This window comes from Kosakonia sp. N21, from assembly GCF_050587465.1.
Taxonomy (GTDB): domain Bacteria; phylum Pseudomonadota; class Gammaproteobacteria; order Enterobacterales; family Enterobacteriaceae.
In genome coordinates this window covers 30,257-47,631 of the sequence record NZ_JBOBHR010000002.1, presented here as the reverse complement: position 1 = coordinate 47,631, position 17,375 = coordinate 30,257, and the positions used below count along the sequence as shown (strand labels likewise).

Sequence of the window (17,375 nt, the reverse complement as noted above, 5' to 3'; positions counted from 1 at the left end):
CGGGATGTGTTAATCTTATTAAGCGTTAACCCATTATTCAGGAGTGACTATGGACCGTTATCCTCGTTCCGACTCGATCGTCCAGCAAACCCGCAGCGGGTTGCAAACCTACATGGCGCAGGTGTACGGCTGGATGACCTGCGGTCTGTTACTGACCGCATTCGTTGCCTGGTATGCTGCCGGTAACACTGCTGTCATGGCGTTGGTGTTCTCCAGCCAGGTTACCTTTTTTGGCCTGATTATCGCGCAACTGGCGCTGGTGTTTGTCCTCTCCGGGCTTATTCATAAACTGAGCGCCGGGGTGGCAACCTCGCTGTTTATGCTCTATTCGGCGTTAACCGGGCTGACGCTTTCCAGCATTCTCTTTATCTACACCGCTGAATCCATCGCCGCGACCTTTGTGGTGACCGCCGGGATGTTTGGTGCCATGAGCCTGTATGGTTACACCACCAAACGTGACTTAAGCGGCTTCGGCAATATGCTGTTTATGGGGCTGATTGGTATTGTTCTCGCCTCACTCGTTAACTTCTGGCTGAAGAGCGAAGCCCTGATGTGGGCGGTGACCTACATCGGCGTGGTGATCTTTGTCGGCCTGACAGCCTATGATACGCAGAAGCTGAAAAACATCGGCCAGCAGATCGACCTCAACGACGCTTCGCAACTGCGTAAAACCGCCATTCTCGGCGCATTGACGCTGTATCTCGACTTTATCAACCTGTTCCTGATGCTGTTGCGCATTTTCGGCAACCGTCGCTAAGGCTTTTGTCGAAAGCCTGACAGGCGAAACGTCATGATATGATCAAATCCCGGCTCCGGCCGGGATTTCTTTGCCTGCCAGGCGGCAGGGGATCAAGGAGGATAATGATGAAGCCCTTTGGCTGGATACAGCCGCCGCAGATCGCCCCGACAGAGCTGATAACAGGCGTGTGTCTGTGGCTGGCGGCGGGCATGGCATTGAGCCTTGGCGCTGCCTGGTGGGTGCTGGACGTGATGCCGGTTCGCGCGTTCACCGCTCATGGCTGGCTGATTGCCGTACTGACGATCCTGTGGTTCGCGTGCGGTCTCACCCTTAATCTGTTTTTCGCGCGTTTCGGCACCCGGCTGGCGTTCTGCTGCTTGTGCGTGATGAGCCTGCTTACCGGCTTGCTGTTTGCCAGCATCTTCACGTTGTCCTCTCTGGCGCTGGCGTTTGCCGTGGTTGGCGGGATGTTCCTCACCAGCGCGGCGCTGGCCCATTTTACCGGGGCCATGCTTCGCGGCGGCGGGTACTGTTTTGTGATGGTCCTGATCGGGCTTGGCCTCTCCGCGCTGGTCAACAGCTTACTGCACAGTAGCGTCTGGTTGTGGATCGGTAGCATGTCGCTGGTGTTGCTGTTTAGCCTGACGACGGCGTATCAAACACCGCGTATCACAGGATCTGCCCGCGAGTTGTATCACCGCAACTTTACCACCGTACAATGCTGCGCTATTCGCGGCGCGCTGGCGGTGTACCTGGGAATGAGTGTGGCACTGTTTGAGATCCTCAGGCTATTGGCGGAGATCCTCACCGCGCTGTCTCCCGGTAGCGGTGGATCTTCCCGTTAATTCACTACGGTTTCGCCAGCGTTTGCGCATTTTTCTTGCGCAGCGCTTTTGCCCGGCTCTCCAGCAGCAAATAGCACACCAGCGCCAGCAACAGCGGCAGGAAGTAGTAAAGCACGCGATACGCGAGCAGGGCGGCAATAATCGTCCCTTGGGAGACGTGTTCACCCGCCAGAAGCGCAATAAAAACCGCCTCCAGCACGCCGATACCCGCCGGGATGTGCACAATCACCCCGGCGATGCTGCTAACCAGCAACACGCCGAGCACAAAGAAGAAATCCGCCTGCATGCCCATCAGCAACCAGATGATAGCGCCCATCGCCATCCAGTTGACGCTGGAAATCACCATCTGCACGACGGCAAACCGCCACGATGGCAGCACCAGTTTGTGCCCTTTCACCGTCATGTGTCGGCGTTTGGCAAACGCGCAGCTCCACACATAGAACGCAATCACCAGTAGTAACACGATGCCGATAATGCGCAGCGTGTGCGCATCGATATACCAGTGCGCCGGGATCTGCACTACACCAAAGGTAAAAATCAGCCCACCGAGCAGAATATAACCCAGCCAGTTGGTGGTAATGCTTAATGAGAAAATGCGTGTGATGGTGCTGCCCGGCAGCCCCAGCCGGGAGTAGAGCCGGTAACGCATGCCGATACCGCCCACCCAGGTACTGAGCGTCAGATTGAAGGCATAACAGATAAACGACACCAACATGACCTGGCGTTTGGCCAGTTTGTGCCCGCACCAGGCGCGACCCATCAAGTCATAACAGCCGTAGATCAGATAGCTGACAATCACCAGCGCGATGGCGCTGAGTAGCGCCGTGCGGTTGTAATCACGGATCACCTTCCAGACATCATCCCAGTTCACTTTCTGCGCATACAGCACCAGCAACACCGCAACGGCAATAAAGAACACGCCGGTGAGCATTTTTTTCGCCAGCCGCCAGCGCGGATGAGAGGTCGACATCAGGGCTTCACCTCCGAATTCTCGACCCGATCCTGGGTCTCCATTTCAGGTTGCACGGGCGCTGCCACCTGCGCCAGTTTCGGTGTGTGCGCGGGCAACCAGCCGACCATCGCCGGGAAGTGGCGCAAAAAATGGAACACCACCACACTTTTGGCCAGATTCCACCAGGTGCGTTTCGGCGCCATCGACTCATCCACCCGCAGGCAGTCTTGGGCAATAATGGTATGGAGGTTCTCCCGCAGCGTCTGGTTAAACTCGCGATCGTGAATGATCAGATTGGCCTCCAGGTTCAGCGACAGGCTCAACGGATCAAGATTGCTGGAGCCGACCGTAGCCCAGTGATCGTCCATCAGCGCGACTTTGCCATGCAACGGGCGACGGCGGTATTCATAGACCTGCACACCGCCTTTTAGCAGGTAGTTGTAGAGCAGTTCGGCACCGACTTTGACGATCGGCATATCCGGCTCGCCCTGAACAATTAGCTTCACCGAGGCACCGCGCCGCGCGGCATTGCGCATGGCGTGCAGCAGGCGATAACCGGGAAAGAAGTAGGCATTGGCGATAATCACTTCCCGCCGGGCATTGGCCAGCATCTTCAGGTAGTGGCGCTCAATGTCATCGCGGTGCTCATCGTTATCACGCCAGACAAACAGCGCCTGCGCTTCGCCCGGTTTGCGGTTCTCTTCCGGGCGGTGACGACGGCGTCGCCACCAGCGTCTTGCCGGGGCGTTCTCTGGCAGGTTTTCCAGCTCAAACTGCAAAATGTCTTCCACCACCGGGCCTTCAACACGCACCGCGTAATCCTGCTTGGCTTCCGGGCCGTAGCTGGTCACATGTTCGGCGGAATAGTTAATGCCGCCGACAAACGCCACCGTGTTATCGATCACCACAATTTTGCGGTGCATGCGGCGAAAGAGATTCGTGCGCATACCCAACAGCCGCGGGCGTGGATCGTAATAGCGGAAAACGACGCCAGCGGAAGTCAGCTCACTGACAAACTGTTCGCTTAAGTCCGGCGATCCATATCCATCCAGCAGCACTTCAATGCTGATGCCGCGCCGTGCTGCGCGGAGCAATGCCTGTTGCAACGCCCGGCCAACGTCATCTTCAAACCAGATAAAGGTTTCGAGGATCACCTTTTGCTGCGCCTGCGCGATCGCCTCATACAGCGCCGGGTAGTAGTTGTCGCCATTCTCCAGTAACTGGATGCGGTTTCCTTCCTGCCAGCTGCATTTCATAAATGGATCTCCGCGCTGAGGGGAGCATGATCGGAGAGATGCCGCCAGTTGCGCAGCGGCAGCGCCGTCGGTGCGCTGGCATTGGCGTTTTTGACATAGATTCTGTCGAGGCGCAGCAACGGGAAGCGCACCGGAAATGTGCGCGCCGGGCGGCCATGGGCGCGGGTGAAGATCTCTTCCAGCCCGGCCTGAATTTTCAGGGGATGGTTGGCGCGAAGCCGCCAGTCATTAAAGTCACCGGCCACCACGACCGGCTCATTTTCCGGCAAGGCATTGACCCATTCCGCCAGCATGGTGAGTTGCGACTGGCGGTGCGCTTCCCGCAGACCCAGATGCACACACATAACGTGCACCGGCCGCCCGAAATCCGGTGGCACAATACGGCAGTAGAGCAGACCGCGCTTTTCGCTGCCGTCGATGGAGACATCGCGGTTTTCATAATGCTCAATCGGAAAGCGCGACAGCACGGCGTTACCGTGATGTCCTTCCGGATAGACCGCATTGCGACCGTAGGCGTAATCGCTCCACATGGTATCGGCGATAAATTCGTAGTGGGTGGTATCCGGCCAGTTCTCCACATGCAGCGGGTGCACTTCGTGTGCGCCCATCACTTCTTGCAGGCAGACGATATCGGCGCTGACGGTGCGCACGGCATCGCGAAGCTCAGGCAAAATAAAGCGCCGGTTAAACGCGGTAAAGCCTTTGTGGGTATTAATGGTGAGCACTTTCAATGAAAAATGTCGCGCTTGTTGGGTCATAAATCTCCTGCCAGCGTCACTCTCCTCAATGAAATAAATTGTAGTCCCTGTCACAAAAAATGGCGGGGTTACGGAATTTTCCGTAAATGCGAGTACTCTTCTAACAGATAAAAATCCTTCAGGAGAGTGGCCATGAAGTGGCAACAACGCGTTCGCGTCGCGACAGGTCTGAGTTGCTGGCAGATTATGTTGCACATGCTGATTGTGGCGGTGCTGGTGATGGGCTGGATGAGCGGCGCCCTGGTGCGTGTGGGCTTAGGCCTGTGCGTGCTGTATGGTGTGACCGTGCTGCTGATGCTGTTCTTACAGCGTCACCACGACGCCCGCTGGCGTGAGGCTGGCGATGTGCTGGAAGAGCTGACGACCACCTGGTATTTTGGCGCGTCGCTGATTGTCATCTGGTTGCTTTCCCGCGTGCTGCAAAACAACGTTCTGCTGGCCCTCGCCGGGATGGCTATCCTTGCCGGCCCGGCGGTGGTTTCGCTGTTAACGAAAGAGAGAAAACTTCCCGCTAAATCGTTCGGTTTGCATCAACGCGGCAATGCTGCCAATCCCCGCGAACATCGGTAACGCTGAGCAATAACGGCCATGCTGATGCGCGCCGGGTTACATAATTTTCCGTCTGAACAGCGCATACGCGACTGACCCTGTGGTCGCTGCAATCACCAGCAGCGGCCAGACGCTCTGCCAGACAATCGCGAAGCTGGCATCCTTCAAATAAATCTGCTTGGTAATGTCGGTAAAATGCCGGATCGGGTTGACCCAGGTTAAATCCTGCAACCAGACCGGCATATTCTCGACCGGCGAGACATAACCCGAGAGCAGGATCGCCGGCATCATAAAGACGAACACGCCGATAAATGCCTGCTGCTGGTTGGCGCAGAGGGACGAGATCAACAGGCCGAAACCGACCAGCGACAGGCCATAAATCAACATCGTGAAATAGAACAACAGCAGCGAACCGGCGAAGGGGATGTGATACGCCAGAATACCGACGCTGAGTACGATGGTGGCCTGAAAGGTGGCGACAATCAGCGCCGGTACGGCTTTGCCGACAAAGATTTGCCAGGTGGCCAGCGGCGACACCAGCAGTTGGTCCAGCGTGCCCTGTTCGCGTTCGCGCGCCACCGACAGCGATGTCACAATCATCACGCCGATGGTGGTGATCATGGCAATCAGCGACGGCACCACAAACCATTTATAGTCGAGGTTCGGGTTATACCAGTTGCGCACCACCAGCTCACTGTTGTTGGGCTTTTTCTGCCCGCGGATTAACTCCTGCTGATAATCTTTGACGATTTGCTGCAAATAGTTGGCCGCAATTTGCGCACTGTTGGAGTTGCGCCCGTCGAGGATTAACTGCATCGGCGCGGTGACGCCGCTATCCAGGTTACGCGAAAAATCCGCCGGGAAACGCACCAGCAGCAGTGCTTGTTGCGTATCAAGCGTCGGGCGGATTGCTTGCGGGTTTTTCAGCAGCAGAACATGGGTAAACGCTTTAGCACGGGCAAAACGCTGGGTTAACTCCACTGCATGTTTGCCGTTGTCTTCGTTGTAGATAGCGATGGTGGCATTCGTCACTTCCAGCGTGGCGGCGAAGGGGAACAGCAGCACCTGCAACAGCACCGGCAGCACCAGAATGGCGCGGGTTTGCGGTTCGCGCAGCAGCGACTGCAACTCTTTGCGGATCAGCGTCAATAAACGGTGAAACATGGCTTTTCCTTAATCCAGTCTGCGTTTCGTTTTCAGCCATGTCAGGCCGATAAACATCGTTGCCGAGGCCACCAAAAACAGCACATTCACCATCAGCACCACCGGGATATTGCCCGCCAGAAAGAGGCTTTGCAGGGTGCTGACGAAATAGCGCGCCGGAATGATATAGGTCACCGCGCGGATCACCGCCGGCATGCTGTCGATCTGAAAAATAAAACCGGACAGCATAATCGACGGTAAAAATGCCGCATTCAGCGCCACCTGCGCCGCGTTAAACTGATTACGGGTAACGGTCGAGATCAGCAGGCCCATCCCCAGCGTACTGAGCAGAAACAGGCTGGTGATAAAAAACAGCACCACTAACGAACCGCGATAAGGCACGCCGAGAATAAAGACCGATACCAGCATGCACAGCAACATCGCCAGCATGCCGAGAAAGTAATAGGGGATCAGTTTGCACAGCAGCAGTTCCGCCCGCGTCACTTCCGTCGACAGCAACGCTTCCATAGTGCCGCGCTCCCATTCGCGCGCCACCACCAGCGATGTCAGGATCGCGCCTATCACCGTCATGATAATGGTGACTGCGCCCGGGATAATAAAATGCTGGCTGATGGCTGCCGGGTTAAACCAGTAGCGCGTCTGAATGTCGATCAACGATTCGAAGGTTTCGCCGCGATCGTCCGCCCGTTGCTGCTGCCAGAGTTGCCAGATCCCCTGCAGATAACCCTGCACAAAGTTGGCGGTGTTGGGTTCACTGCCGTCGGTGATCACCTGAATCGGCGCGGTATCGCCGGGGCGCGCCATTTGTGCGTCAAAATTGACCGGCACCACCACCAGGCCGCGGATACGCCCGGCCTGCATCATCTGGATCAGTTGCTGGCGGTTATCGCTGATGGTGGCGTCAATAAACGGCGAGCCGGTCAGCGTATGGGTGAAATCCAGCGCCTCTTCGCTGCGCTGCTCCAACAGCACACCAACGCGCAGCTTGCTGGAGTCCAGGTTGATGCCGTAGCCAAAAATAAACAGCAACAACAACGGGATCACGACCGCTATCAACCAGCTACTGGGATCGCGCACAATTTGCCGTGTCTCTTTCACGCACAGCGCGCGTACGCGCCGCCAGGATAACGCGTTAAGTCTCATTATGATGCTCCTTATCCCAGTTATGAATCAGCGTGATAAACGCCTGTTCCATGGTGGGATCGGGCGTGTCCGCGTCGGCCGTTTGCGCCTTTAGCGCGTCCGGCGTACCGCTGGCGATCAGCTTTCCGCGATAGACCAGCCCAATGCGGTCGCAATACTCCGCCTCATCCATAAAGTGGGTGGTGACCATCACCGTCACCCCTTTTTCCACCATGCTGTTGATATGCAGCCAGAACTCGCGGCGCGTCAGCGGGTCGACTCCGGATGTCGGTTCGTCGAGAAACAAAATATCCGGTTCATGCATTAACGAGCAGGCCAGCGCCAGGCGCTGTTTAAAACCGAGCGGCAATTCATCTGTGGCATGGTCGGCAATACTTTTTAAACCGAATGCCTCGCTCATGCGGGCGATTTTCTCGTTCTGCGCCCGCCCGCGCAGACCATAAACACCGGAGAAAAAGCGCAGGTTTTGTTCCACCGTCAGGTTGCCGTAGAGGGAGAATTTCTGCGCCATATAACCCAGGTGCTGGCGTGCTTTTCCGGAGCTGACTTTCAGATCCATATTCAGCACCAGCGCCTGGCCGTCCGTGGGCACCAGCAGACCGCACATCATTTTAAAGGTGGTGGATTTCCCGGCGCCGTTAGGGCCAAGCAGGCCAAAAATTTCCCCGCGTTTTACCGCAAAGTTCACATGGTCGGTGGCGGCAAAGTCGCCAAATTTTTTGGTCAGGGATTTGGCTTCAATCACCGTTTCCTGCGCATTGCCTTCTACCGTATGCAGAATTGAACCGAGCGGTGATTCTGCGGTTCCCGTGCCGCCAAGCAGATCGATAAACGCATCTTCAAAGCGCGGCGCTGTTGGCGCGATGTCTAAAGGCGGCATATTTTCAGCGGCCTGGATCTGCTGCGCCTGCGCCTGTTTTTTCAGGATCATGCGTACCGAGCGCCCCTGGATCATACCGTCGCTGACCTGGGGCTGTTTCAGCAGCCGACGTAGCAACCGGCGGTTATTCTCCTGCGGGCTGGAAACCAGAAAACTGCGCCCGGCCATGGTCTGCGTCAACGCTTTCGGTTCGCCCTGGTAGAGCAATTCCCCTTCGTTCATCAGCAGCACTTCGCGGCACTGTTCGGCTTCATCAAGATAGGAGGTGCTCCAGAGGATCAGCATCCCCTCACCGGCCAGTTCATGCACCATTCGCCACAGTTCGCGACGGGAGATCGGATCGACGCCGACGCCGGGTTCATCCAGCAGCAGCACTTTCGGTTCGCCGACCAGCGTACAGGCCAGCCCGAGTTTCTGTTTCATACCGCCGGAGAGTTTCCCCGCCAGCCTGTCAGTAAACGGGGCCAGTGCGGTAAACGCCAACAAACGCGAAAATGTCTGCTGCCGCTTTTCGCCAGTGACGCTGCGCAAATCGGCGTACAGATTGAGGTTTTCCATCACCGTCAAATCTTCATACAGGCCAAATTTTTGCGGCATATAACCCAGCATGGCATGCAGTTCGCTGTCGTTGCGTATCGGATCCAGACCCATCACCTGCGCACTGCCTTCATCCGCTTTCATTAAGCCTGCAAGCATGCGCATCAGCGTGGTTTTCCCGGCGCCATCCGGCCCGACCAGCCCGGTCACGTAACCGGCGTTGATGGTGCAGTTGAGTTGCGCCACGGCGGGTTTATCCATGCCGGGAAAGCGTTTTACCAGCCCGTGCAGATGGATGGTCGCCTCACTCATGACGCGCCTCGTTAAAATGGATGGTGACCGGCATGCCCTGGCGCAACGTGTCGTCGGCATCGGTAACGATAATGCGCAGGCGATAAACCAGGTCGGTACGTAAATCCGGGGTTTCAACGGTTTTGGGCGTGAATTCGGCGGTCGGGGAGACAAACCCGATTTTGCCGCGATACGGCTTGTTCGGGCGACCGTCGGTGTACAGCATCACTTCCTGACCGGGCTGCGCCTGTTGCAAATTGCGTTCATCCACATAGGCGCGTACCCATACCGGGCGGGTTAAGGAGAGCGTCAGCACTGTGCCGCCCGCGCTGAGCATACTGCCGGGTTCCACGGCGCGGGTCAGCAGCGTGCCGTTCGCCGGGGCGATAAGCGCGGTGTCCTGCAAATCCAGTTGCGCCTGCGCCAGTGCGGCTTCTGCCTGTTCGAGGCCGGCTTTGGCCTGGGCGATTTCCTGCGGACGATTCCCGGCGCGATACTGGCTCAGTTTATCCTGCGCGGATTTCAGCGTGGCCTGCGCCTGATCCCGTGAGGATCGTGCGTTTTCCAGGTCATTGGCCGGAATCGCGTGGCTTTTTATCAACCCCAGTTGGCGCTGATAGTAGTTCTGCGCATAATCATAGGCCGCACGCGCCTGATTCACGGCGGCAACCGCCTGGGCTATCTCTTCATCGCGGTAGCCCGCCGTCGCCAGCGAGTATTTCGCCTGCGCGGTGGAGACATTGGCCTGCGCCTGCAACAGGGCATTTTCATACGGCGCTTTGTCTAATTCACCGAGCAACTGGCCGCTTTTAATGGCGTCCCCTTCATCCACCGCCAGCGAGGCCAGTCGACCGCCCACGCGAAAGCTCAGATTGACCGTGCGGATATCAACATTGCCATACAGCGTCAGGCTGTTTTCCTGTTTGCTTTGATACCACATCCAGCCGCCGCCCAGCACGGCAAGCACAATAATCGCAACTACTAACACCACGACGGGCTTTTTCATCACTCGGGACTCCTGTGCGTTAATCCTTTCAAAATCAAATCGATATGGCAGGTGATGACCTGAAAAATCAGCGATGATTTCTCGGCATCGAATTGTGTCCATCCGGCGCGCAGCAAAAAGGTTTCCCGCCCGAGACGAAAAGCGAGAATTTCACCCAGTAGCGCGTGGGTATGAATAATGGTTTGCGTATCGCCCGCGTCGAGGCCGGTGTAGGCCGCAAGCAGGCGGGTCAGGTGGCTGTGCAGCGGTGCTATCACCTGGTCATGCACCAGCTGGTACGCGCGGGTGGGAGAGAGCTGCTCACGGGAGATAAATTTACTCAGGTTGAGCGTTTCATCATGCGTCAGCAGGGTGATCATACTTTTGCAGGCCCGGTGGATCAGTTCGCGAATGGCCTCTTTATCCGGATCGGGGTGGGCAAACAACGCTTCCGCCGCCTGCGCGTGAGGGCGGAAGTTTTCATGAATAAAGTCGGCTATCCACTGTGCACAGGCAAGGTAGAGATCGTCTTTGGAACCAAAGTAGTAGGTAATGGCGGCAATATTTTGCCCTGCTTGCGCGGCGATATCCCGGGTGGTGGCGTGTAAGCCATATTCGCCAAATTGCGCGAGTGCGGCGGCAATTAGCTGGCTTCTGGCTTGTTCACCTTTGCTGGTTGTCGGTGTCGTATTCATGGGCGCAATAATAATTAATCAATCGATTGATTAACTTTAAGGTGCGTTTTTGTTCTTGTCCAGCCTGGGCTGAACGATTCTCCCGCTGCGCTTTCTTTGTGGGATATTTTATGCGTGTGATCACAAAAGCTGATACACTCCGCCCCTTCATGGCATTGTGGTTTTTGTCATCAATCAAATTATTATCTCCTCGAAAACTACACCTGTGACAGGTCGGGGCGGTGCGGAGTTGTTATGTCATTTGATGCCCTTGGCCTGAATCCGGAAATTCTGCGCGCGGTCGCAGAGCAGGGTTACCTTCAGCCAACCCCTATTCAGCAGCAGGCCATCCCGGCTGTGTTGCAAGGCCGCGATTTGATGGCCAGCGCCCAGACGGGTACCGGCAAAACTGCCGGTTTTACCCTGCCGCTGTTGCAGCGCCTGATCCAGAGCGAGCCGCACGCGAAAGGCCGCCGTCCGGTGCGCGCGCTGATCCTGACGCCGACCCGTGAACTGGCGGCGCAAGTGGGTGAAAACGTCCACGAGTACAGCAAGTACCTGAATATCCGCTCGATGGTGGTGTTTGGCGGGGTCAGCATTAACCCGCAGATGATGAAGCTGCGCGGTGGTGTGGATGTGCTGGTGGCGACGCCAGGGCGTCTGCTGGATCTGGAACACCAAAATGCGCTGAAGCTCGATAGCGTGGAAATCCTGGTGCTGGATGAAGCCGACCGCATGCTGGATATGGGCTTTATTCACGATATTCGCCGCGTACTGGCGAAGCTGCCGGCTAAACGCCAGAACCTGCTCTTTTCCGCGACCTTCTCTGATGAGATCAAACAGCTGGCGGAAAAACTGCTGCGCAACCCGCTGGAAATCGAAGTGGCGCGCCGCAACACCGCGTCTGAACAGGTGACGCAGCATGTGCATTTCGTCGATAAAAAACGCAAGCGTGAACTGCTGTCGCAGATGATCGGCGAGGGTAACTGGCAGCAGGTGCTGGTCTTCACCCGTACCAAGCATGGCGCCAACCATCTGGCTGAACAGCTGAACAAAGACGGCATTACCAGCGCCGCTATCCACGGAAACAAGAGCCAGGGCGCGCGTACCCGTGCGCTGGCGGATTTCAAATCCGGCGACATTCGTGTGCTGGTGGCGACCGATATTGCTGCCCGTGGCCTGGATATTGAAGAGCTGCCTCACGTGGTGAACTATGAGCTGCCCAACGTGCCGGAAGATTACGTACACCGTATTGGCCGTACCGGCCGTGCGGCTGCAACCGGTGAAGCACTGTCGCTGGTGTGCGTTGATGAGCATAAACTGCTGCGCGATATCGAGCGCCTGCTGAAGAAAGAGATCCCGCGCATTGCATTAGCGGGCTACGATCCGGACCCGTCAATCAAAGCCGAACCCATTCAGAATGGTCGCGGCCAGGGCGGCGGTCGTCAGGGTGGTGGTCGCGGGCAGGGCGGTGGCGGTCGTGGTCAGGCAGCACCGCGTCGCAACGATGGCGAAGCGCAAAAACCGCGCACACCGCGCCGCAGTGAAGGCGGGGCCGCTAAGCCGGAAGGTGTTCGCCGTAGCGAAGGTGGGACAGGTGGACGTCGTCCTGATGGTGGTGCGGCTAAGCCAGCTGGCGGACGTCGTCTTGACGGCGGAGCCGCTAAACCAGCAGGCAATGCATCCCGTCGTCGTCCGCGCAAACCGTCCGCCGCACAGTAATCGTCTGGTTCTGCCGATCAGATAAGCGCCATCCGGCATTCATTTGCCGGGTGGCGTCTTTGTTTTATCGGGCTTGCAAATTCGTTTTCGCTCTCTACAGAATCCCACCGTTACTGGCGATAACCTGTTGATACCAGTCAAAACTCTTCTTCTTACTGCGCTTCAGGGTACCGTTGCCGTCATTGTCTTTATCCACATAGATAAAGCCGTAACGTTTTTTCATTTCACCAGTACCGGCGCTCACAATGTCGATGGGGCCCCACCACGTATAGCCCATGATATCGCAGCCATCTTCAATGGCTTCCGCCATCGCCTGAATATGGCGGCGGCCATAATCCATGCGCGCCAAATCGTTAATCTGCCCGTCAGCTTCGACTTCATCGACGCCGCCATAACCGTTCTCCACGATAAACAGCGGCTTACGGTAGCGATCCGCCAGCTCGTTACAGACAATGCGAAAGCCCTGCGGATCGATGGGCCAGCCCCATTCCGTTTTCTCAAGGAATGGGTTATCCAACCCGGCCGTTCCGCCGGTATCAATGCGGAATTGCCCACCAGTCTGATGCAGCACGCTGCGGTAGTAACTAAAGCCAAGATAATCGGAAGGGTAATCTGCCAGCAGTTGCAGATCGCCCTCGGCAATCTCCAGTTCAACACCCAGCTCGCGAAACAGCCGCGGAGCGAATGCCGGGTACTGACCGAACATCATCACATCAGAGAAAAACAGTGAGCGACGGCGCAACTGCAGGGTGGAGAAGATATCCTCCGGATTACAGGTGGCCGGGTAGACGGTGCTCAGCGACAACATGCAGCCAATTTTCGCCCCCGGGATAATCTCATGGCATAGCTTGTTGGCCCGCGCGTTGGCGACAAACTGGTGATGGTTGGCCTGCCAGATCGCCTGTGCGCTGGCGTCAGCATCCACCGCACCGGTGGCGAAGGGCATGCGGTTCATGTTGTTCAGCTCATTGAAGGTCATCCAGTATTTGACCTTGCCTTTGTAACGGTGGAATACCGTTTCGCAGTAGCGGGCAAAAAAATCAATCAGCTGGCGGTTCTTCCAACCGCCGTACTCCTGATACAGTGCCAGTGGCGTTTCGTAGTGGGAAAGGGTGATCACCGGCTCGATGCCATACTTCAGCAACTCATCAAACAGATTGTCATAAAAAGCCAGCCCGGCTTCGTTGGGCGTGGTTTCATCACCGCGCGGGAAGATGCGCGTCCAGGCAATCGAGGTGCGGAAACAGGTGAAACCCATTTCGGCAAACAGCGCCACGTCCTCTTTGTAATGGTGATAAAAATCAATCGCCTGATGGCTGGCGTAATAAAGATTGGGATCAATCACCGCATCATGCTTGCCGGAGGCGATGCCGCCGCGTACCACGTCTGCGATCGACGGCCCTTTGCCGTCCTCATTCCATGCGCCTTCAGCCTGGTTGGCGGCAATCGCGCCGCCCCATAAAAAATCTTTCGGGAAAACAGCCATTTCTGCTCCTTAATCCGTCAAATCTTCGCCGTTGGAGGCGATCAGTTTTTTATACCAGTGATAGCTTTTCTTCAGCGAGCGGGCCTGTGTGCCGTTGCCCATATCATCCTGGTCCACATAGATAAACCCATAGCGTTTGGAGATTTGCGCCGTGCCTGCGCTGACCACATCAATCGGTCCCCACCAGGTATAACCGAACAGATCGACGCCATCGCCGATGGCTTCCTGCATCTGTTCCACGTGCTGGCGCAGGTAATCAATACGGTAATCGTCATCAATCGAGCCATCCGGGTTGACGGTGTCAACTGCGCCCAGACCGTTTTCGGCAATAAACAACGGTTTCTGGTAGCGGTCATACAGCTGGTTGAGCGCCAGACGCAGCCCTTTCGGGTCTATCTGCCAGCCCCACTGGCTGGTGGGCAGGTGCGGGTTGCGAATGCCGCCGGTGATCATATTGCCTTCCGCGCCTTCCAGTTTTTCCGGGTGCGCGCTGACGGTGCTCGACATGTAGTAACTGAAGGAGACAAAATCCACCGGATGCTGGCGCAGGATCTCATCGTCGCCGACCACTTTTTGCAGCGTAACGCCTTTCTCCGCCAGCATGCGATCGGTATACGCCGGGTAGTAGCCGTGCGCCTGTACGTCGCTAAAGAACAGCGACACGCGCTGCATCTCTTCGCAGGCCTGCAAATCGTCCGGGTGGCAGGTGTGCGGATAGAGCATCTGGTAGCTGATCATGCAGCCCACTTGCGAGCCGGGAATGATGGTGTGGCAGGCTTTGGTCGCCAGCGCGCTGGCAACAAACTGGTGATGCGCGCCCTGGTATTTATCCTGCTCAAGATGCGGGTTGTCCTCTTCGATAACCCCAACGCTGACATACGGATGATGCTTGACGCAGTTGATCTCGTTAAAGGTCATCCAGTACTTCACTTTTTTGCGATAGCGGGTGAACACCGTGGTGGCAAAGCGCACGTAAAAATCCACCACCTGACGATTTGGCCAGCCGCCGTAATCGGTGACCAGCGCCAGCGGCATCTCATAGTGCGACAGCGAGACAATGGGCTCGATGCCGTGTGCCAGTAATGTGTCGAACACCTCATCGTAAAATGCCAGCCCGGCTTCGTTGGGCGTGGTTTCGTCACCGCGCGGGAAGATGCGCGTCCAGGCAATCGACATGCGGAAGCATTTAAAGCCCATCCCGGCAAACAGCGCGATATCCTCTTTAAAGTGGTGATAGAAGTCGTTGCCTTTGCGTTTGGGGTAGTATTTTTTGCTGTTCGGATCCTGCGCTTCACGTACCTGCGCGTGGGTCATACCCAGCCACTGATCGAGCCAGCGTTCGCGGGGCATGTCGTTGTCGAAGGTATAGACATCAGAGACCGATAGCCCTTTTCCTCCCACGTTCCATGCGCCTTCCAGTTGGTTAGCGGCTGTGGCGCCGCCCCATAAAAAACCGTCCGGAAATGCTTTCGAAAATGCCATACGTCTGCTCCTTACGCCGCTGTCGCGGTCAGTGTGAGAAATGCGTCCCGGCTGGCGACATCGCCATTTGCTTTCACCGGGCTGATATCGCCGTACTGTTCGCTGTTGGTGACCACCACAATCACGCTGGGGTCGATGCCTTCGGCTTTCAGCGCCGCAAGGTCAAAGCTCACCAGTAAATCGCCCACCTCAACTATCTGCCCGGCAGTGGTGTGGCTGGTGAAGTGGCGCCCGCCCAGCTTGACGGTGTCGATACCGATATGGATCAGGACCTCTGCACCGGTATCGCTTTGCAGCGCCAGCGCGTGGTGGGTTTCAAACAGCGACTCCACCTTGCCGTTGACCGGCGAACGCAGCTCACCGCTGGTGGGGTAAATCGCCAGTCCTTTGCCAAAAATTTCATCGGCGAAGACCGGGTCGCTGAGTGTGCTCAGTGCTTTCAGTTCACCACTGACGGGGGCAAACAGCTTCTCTTCGCTGCGCGCCACTGGCATCGGGCTGATGCCGGCGACCACCGTTTCTTCAAAACCAAGGATCACCGTGACCACGGCGGCGCAGGTAAACGAGATGGCGATACTGATCAGCGCCCACAGGAAGGTGGGGCCGACCAGTGCCGGAAGACCCGGTAAGCCGCTGAGCGCAAAGGCGTAGGTTTTGACTCCCATTGCCATGGCGAAACCGCCGCCGCAAGCACCGCCTATCAAGGCCGCGGCAAAGGGGCGTTTATAGCGAATGTTGATGCCGTACATCGCCGGTTCGGTAATGCCCATCGCGGCGCTAAAGCTGGTGGTCAGCGCCAGCGACTTCAGCTTCCGGTCTTTGGCGCGCAGAAATACGCCAAAGGCCGCGCCAGCCTGGCCGAGGTTGGCAACATAAAAGAGGATCTTGAACGGGTCGAAACCCATCTGGCTGATGTTGTTGATCATGATTGGCACCAGCACATAGTGCATGCCGGTGATGATGATCATCGACAGCGTGCCGCCCACCACCACGCCCGCGACGAGACCCATATTTTCCACCAGCCAGATAATGCCGCCAGACAACGCGTTACCGGCAAAAATGCCCAGCGGGCCAATGGCGATCAGCGTGATGGGGGTGACAATCACCAGGCTCAGCAGCGGGACAAACATGGTTTTCAACGCGCCTGGCATGATGCGATCAATCAGCTTCTCCACCCGACTGAGCAGCCAGACCGCCAGTAAAATCGGGATAACGGTAGAGGCATAGTTCACTGTTGGCACTGGCAAACTCATGAAATTGACCGGAGCACCGGACTTAAACAGTGTCTGAATAGCGGGGTGGAAGAGGGCGGCGGCCAGCGCGACGGCAACGTACGGGTTAGCGCCGAATTTATTGGCGGCGCTGAACGCCAGCGCCAGCGGCATAAAGTAGAAAACGCCGTCGCTGATCGCCAGCAGGATCTGGTACGTTTGATTACTGGTTTCCAGCCAGTGCATGGCGACCAGCAGCGCCAGCACCCCTTTGAGAATACCGGCCCCGGCAATGGCCGGAATGATGGGCGAAAAGATGCTGGATAGTCCCTCCAGCACCACGGAAATCGGATTGCGGCGTTTGCCATGCTGCACCGCGCCGCCGGATGAGACTCCCGGCAGTTTTGCCAGCAGCGCTTCGCACAAGGGGGCAACGTCGTTGCCGATAATCAGTTGATACTGGTCGCCTGAAATATTCACGCCTATCACGCCATCCAGGGCTTCCAGCGCCGCACGGTCAGCTTTGTCGTGATCTTTCAGTAAAAAACGCAGACGGGTGATGCAGTGAAACAGCGACAGAATATTGTCCTTGCCGCCGATCCGGGTAATGATCTGCTGCGCGGTATCCTGATAGTTCATGGTCATTCCTCCAGACTGACGCCTGCATTGCAGGTGTCATAACAATTACCGGTGATAAACCG

The 17,375-nt window shown here is 56.9% G+C and carries 16 protein-coding genes; 4 read left to right on the top strand and 12 right to left on the bottom strand.

Going from position 1 to position 17,375, the window contains the following annotated elements; genetic code table 11:
* Positions 1-49 precede the first annotated feature (49 nt).
* Together ACQ3G7_RS03970 and ACQ3G7_RS03965 are read left to right on the top strand one after the other, a co-directional pair.
* Complete coding sequence (locus ACQ3G7_RS03970; protein WP_430888935.1) at positions 50-757, top strand: Bax inhibitor-1/YccA family protein; 708 nt, start codon at positions 50-52, stop codon at positions 755-757.
* Positions 758-861: 104 nt separating this feature from the next.
* The gene (locus ACQ3G7_RS03965; RefSeq protein WP_430888934.1) at positions 862-1,584 is read left to right on the top strand and encodes a Bax inhibitor-1 family protein; all 723 of its coding nucleotides are present in this window, start codon (positions 862-864) and stop codon (positions 1,582-1,584) included.
* A gap of 4 nt (positions 1,585-1,588) precedes the next feature.
* On the opposite strand, the gene ACQ3G7_RS03960 is transcribed toward ACQ3G7_RS03965, so the two are convergent.
* Genes ACQ3G7_RS03960 through ACQ3G7_RS03950 form a run of 3 tightly spaced genes read right to left on the bottom strand, consistent with a single transcriptional unit; the run spans position 1,589 to position 4,550 of the window.
* Positions 1,589-2,554: a lysylphosphatidylglycerol synthase domain-containing protein gene (locus tag ACQ3G7_RS03960; protein ID WP_430888933.1), complete on the bottom strand. Its 966-nt coding sequence runs from the start codon at positions 2,552-2,554 to the stop codon at positions 1,589-1,591.
* Entirely contained in the window at positions 2,554-3,792 is a 1,239-nt protein-coding gene (clsB, locus tag ACQ3G7_RS03955) for a cardiolipin synthase ClsB (RefSeq protein ID WP_263097439.1), read from the bottom strand. Before clsB ends, ACQ3G7_RS03960 begins: the two co-directional genes overlap by 1 nt.
* Positions 3,789-4,550, bottom strand: a complete 762-nt coding sequence (locus tag ACQ3G7_RS03950) for an endonuclease/exonuclease/phosphatase family protein (RefSeq protein WP_430888932.1) — start codon at positions 4,548-4,550, stop codon at positions 3,789-3,791. Before ACQ3G7_RS03950 ends, clsB begins: the two co-directional genes overlap by 4 nt.
* A 132-nt stretch (positions 4,551-4,682) precedes the next feature.
* Here ACQ3G7_RS03950 and ACQ3G7_RS03945 point away from each other — a divergent pair, with 132 nt between their 5' ends.
* Complete coding sequence (locus tag ACQ3G7_RS03945) at positions 4,683-5,120, top strand: YbhQ family protein (protein ID WP_430888931.1); 438 nt, start codon at positions 4,683-4,685, stop codon at positions 5,118-5,120.
* 36 nt (positions 5,121-5,156) lie between these two features.
* On the opposite strand, the gene ACQ3G7_RS03940 is transcribed toward ACQ3G7_RS03945, so the two are convergent.
* Genes ACQ3G7_RS03940 through ACQ3G7_RS03915 form a run of 6 tightly spaced genes read right to left on the bottom strand, consistent with a single transcriptional unit; the run spans position 5,157 to position 10,972 of the window.
* Positions 5,157-6,263 (bottom strand): ABC transporter permease, encoded by a 1,107-nt coding sequence (locus tag ACQ3G7_RS03940; RefSeq protein WP_263097436.1) that lies wholly within the window; start codon positions 6,261-6,263, stop codon positions 5,157-5,159.
* Positions 6,264-6,272: 9 nt separating this feature from the next.
* Positions 6,273-7,406: an ABC transporter permease gene (locus ACQ3G7_RS03935; protein ID WP_430888930.1), complete on the bottom strand. Its 1,134-nt coding sequence runs from the start codon at positions 7,404-7,406 to the stop codon at positions 6,273-6,275.
* Complete coding sequence (locus ACQ3G7_RS03930) at positions 7,396-9,135, bottom strand: ATP-binding cassette domain-containing protein (protein WP_430888929.1); 1,740 nt, start codon at positions 9,133-9,135, stop codon at positions 7,396-7,398. Before ACQ3G7_RS03930 ends, ACQ3G7_RS03935 begins: the two co-directional genes overlap by 11 nt.
* Positions 9,128-10,120, bottom strand: coding sequence for a secretion protein HlyD (hlyD, locus tag ACQ3G7_RS03925; RefSeq protein WP_430888928.1), 993 nt, complete (start codon positions 10,118-10,120; stop codon positions 9,128-9,130). Before hlyD ends, ACQ3G7_RS03930 begins: the two co-directional genes overlap by 8 nt.
* Complete coding sequence (cecR, locus tag ACQ3G7_RS03920) at positions 10,120-10,794, bottom strand: transcriptional regulator CecR (RefSeq protein WP_430888927.1); 675 nt, start codon at positions 10,792-10,794, stop codon at positions 10,120-10,122. The genes hlyD and cecR overlap by 1 nt, the downstream gene beginning before the upstream one ends.
* Positions 10,763-10,972, bottom strand: a complete 210-nt coding sequence (locus ACQ3G7_RS03915) for a hypothetical protein (RefSeq protein ID WP_263097431.1) — start codon at positions 10,970-10,972, stop codon at positions 10,763-10,765. Before ACQ3G7_RS03915 ends, cecR begins: the two co-directional genes overlap by 32 nt.
* 56 nt (positions 10,973-11,028) lie before the next feature.
* Between ACQ3G7_RS03915 and rhlE the strand changes: the two genes are divergently transcribed.
* Positions 11,029-12,495: an ATP-dependent RNA helicase RhlE gene (gene rhlE / locus ACQ3G7_RS03910; RefSeq protein WP_430888926.1), complete on the top strand. Its 1,467-nt coding sequence runs from the start codon at positions 11,029-11,031 to the stop codon at positions 12,493-12,495.
* Between the two features lie 94 nt (positions 12,496-12,589).
* Here the strand turns inward: rhlE and ACQ3G7_RS03905 are convergent, their stop codons facing one another.
* The 3 genes from ACQ3G7_RS03905 to ACQ3G7_RS03895 are packed head-to-tail and all read right to left on the bottom strand — an operon-like array spanning position 12,590 to position 17,313.
* Entirely contained in the window at positions 12,590-13,981 is a 1,392-nt protein-coding gene (locus tag ACQ3G7_RS03905) for a glycoside hydrolase family 1 protein (protein ID WP_430888925.1), read from the bottom strand.
* A gap of 9 nt (positions 13,982-13,990) precedes the next feature.
* Entirely contained in the window at positions 13,991-15,463 is a 1,473-nt protein-coding gene (locus ACQ3G7_RS03900; RefSeq protein WP_430888924.1) for a glycoside hydrolase family 1 protein, read from the bottom strand.
* Positions 15,464-15,474: 11 nt separating this feature from the next.
* Entirely contained in the window at positions 15,475-17,313 is a 1,839-nt protein-coding gene (locus tag ACQ3G7_RS03895; protein WP_430888923.1) for a beta-glucoside-specific PTS transporter subunit IIABC, read from the bottom strand.
* Positions 17,314-17,375 lie beyond the last annotated feature (62 nt).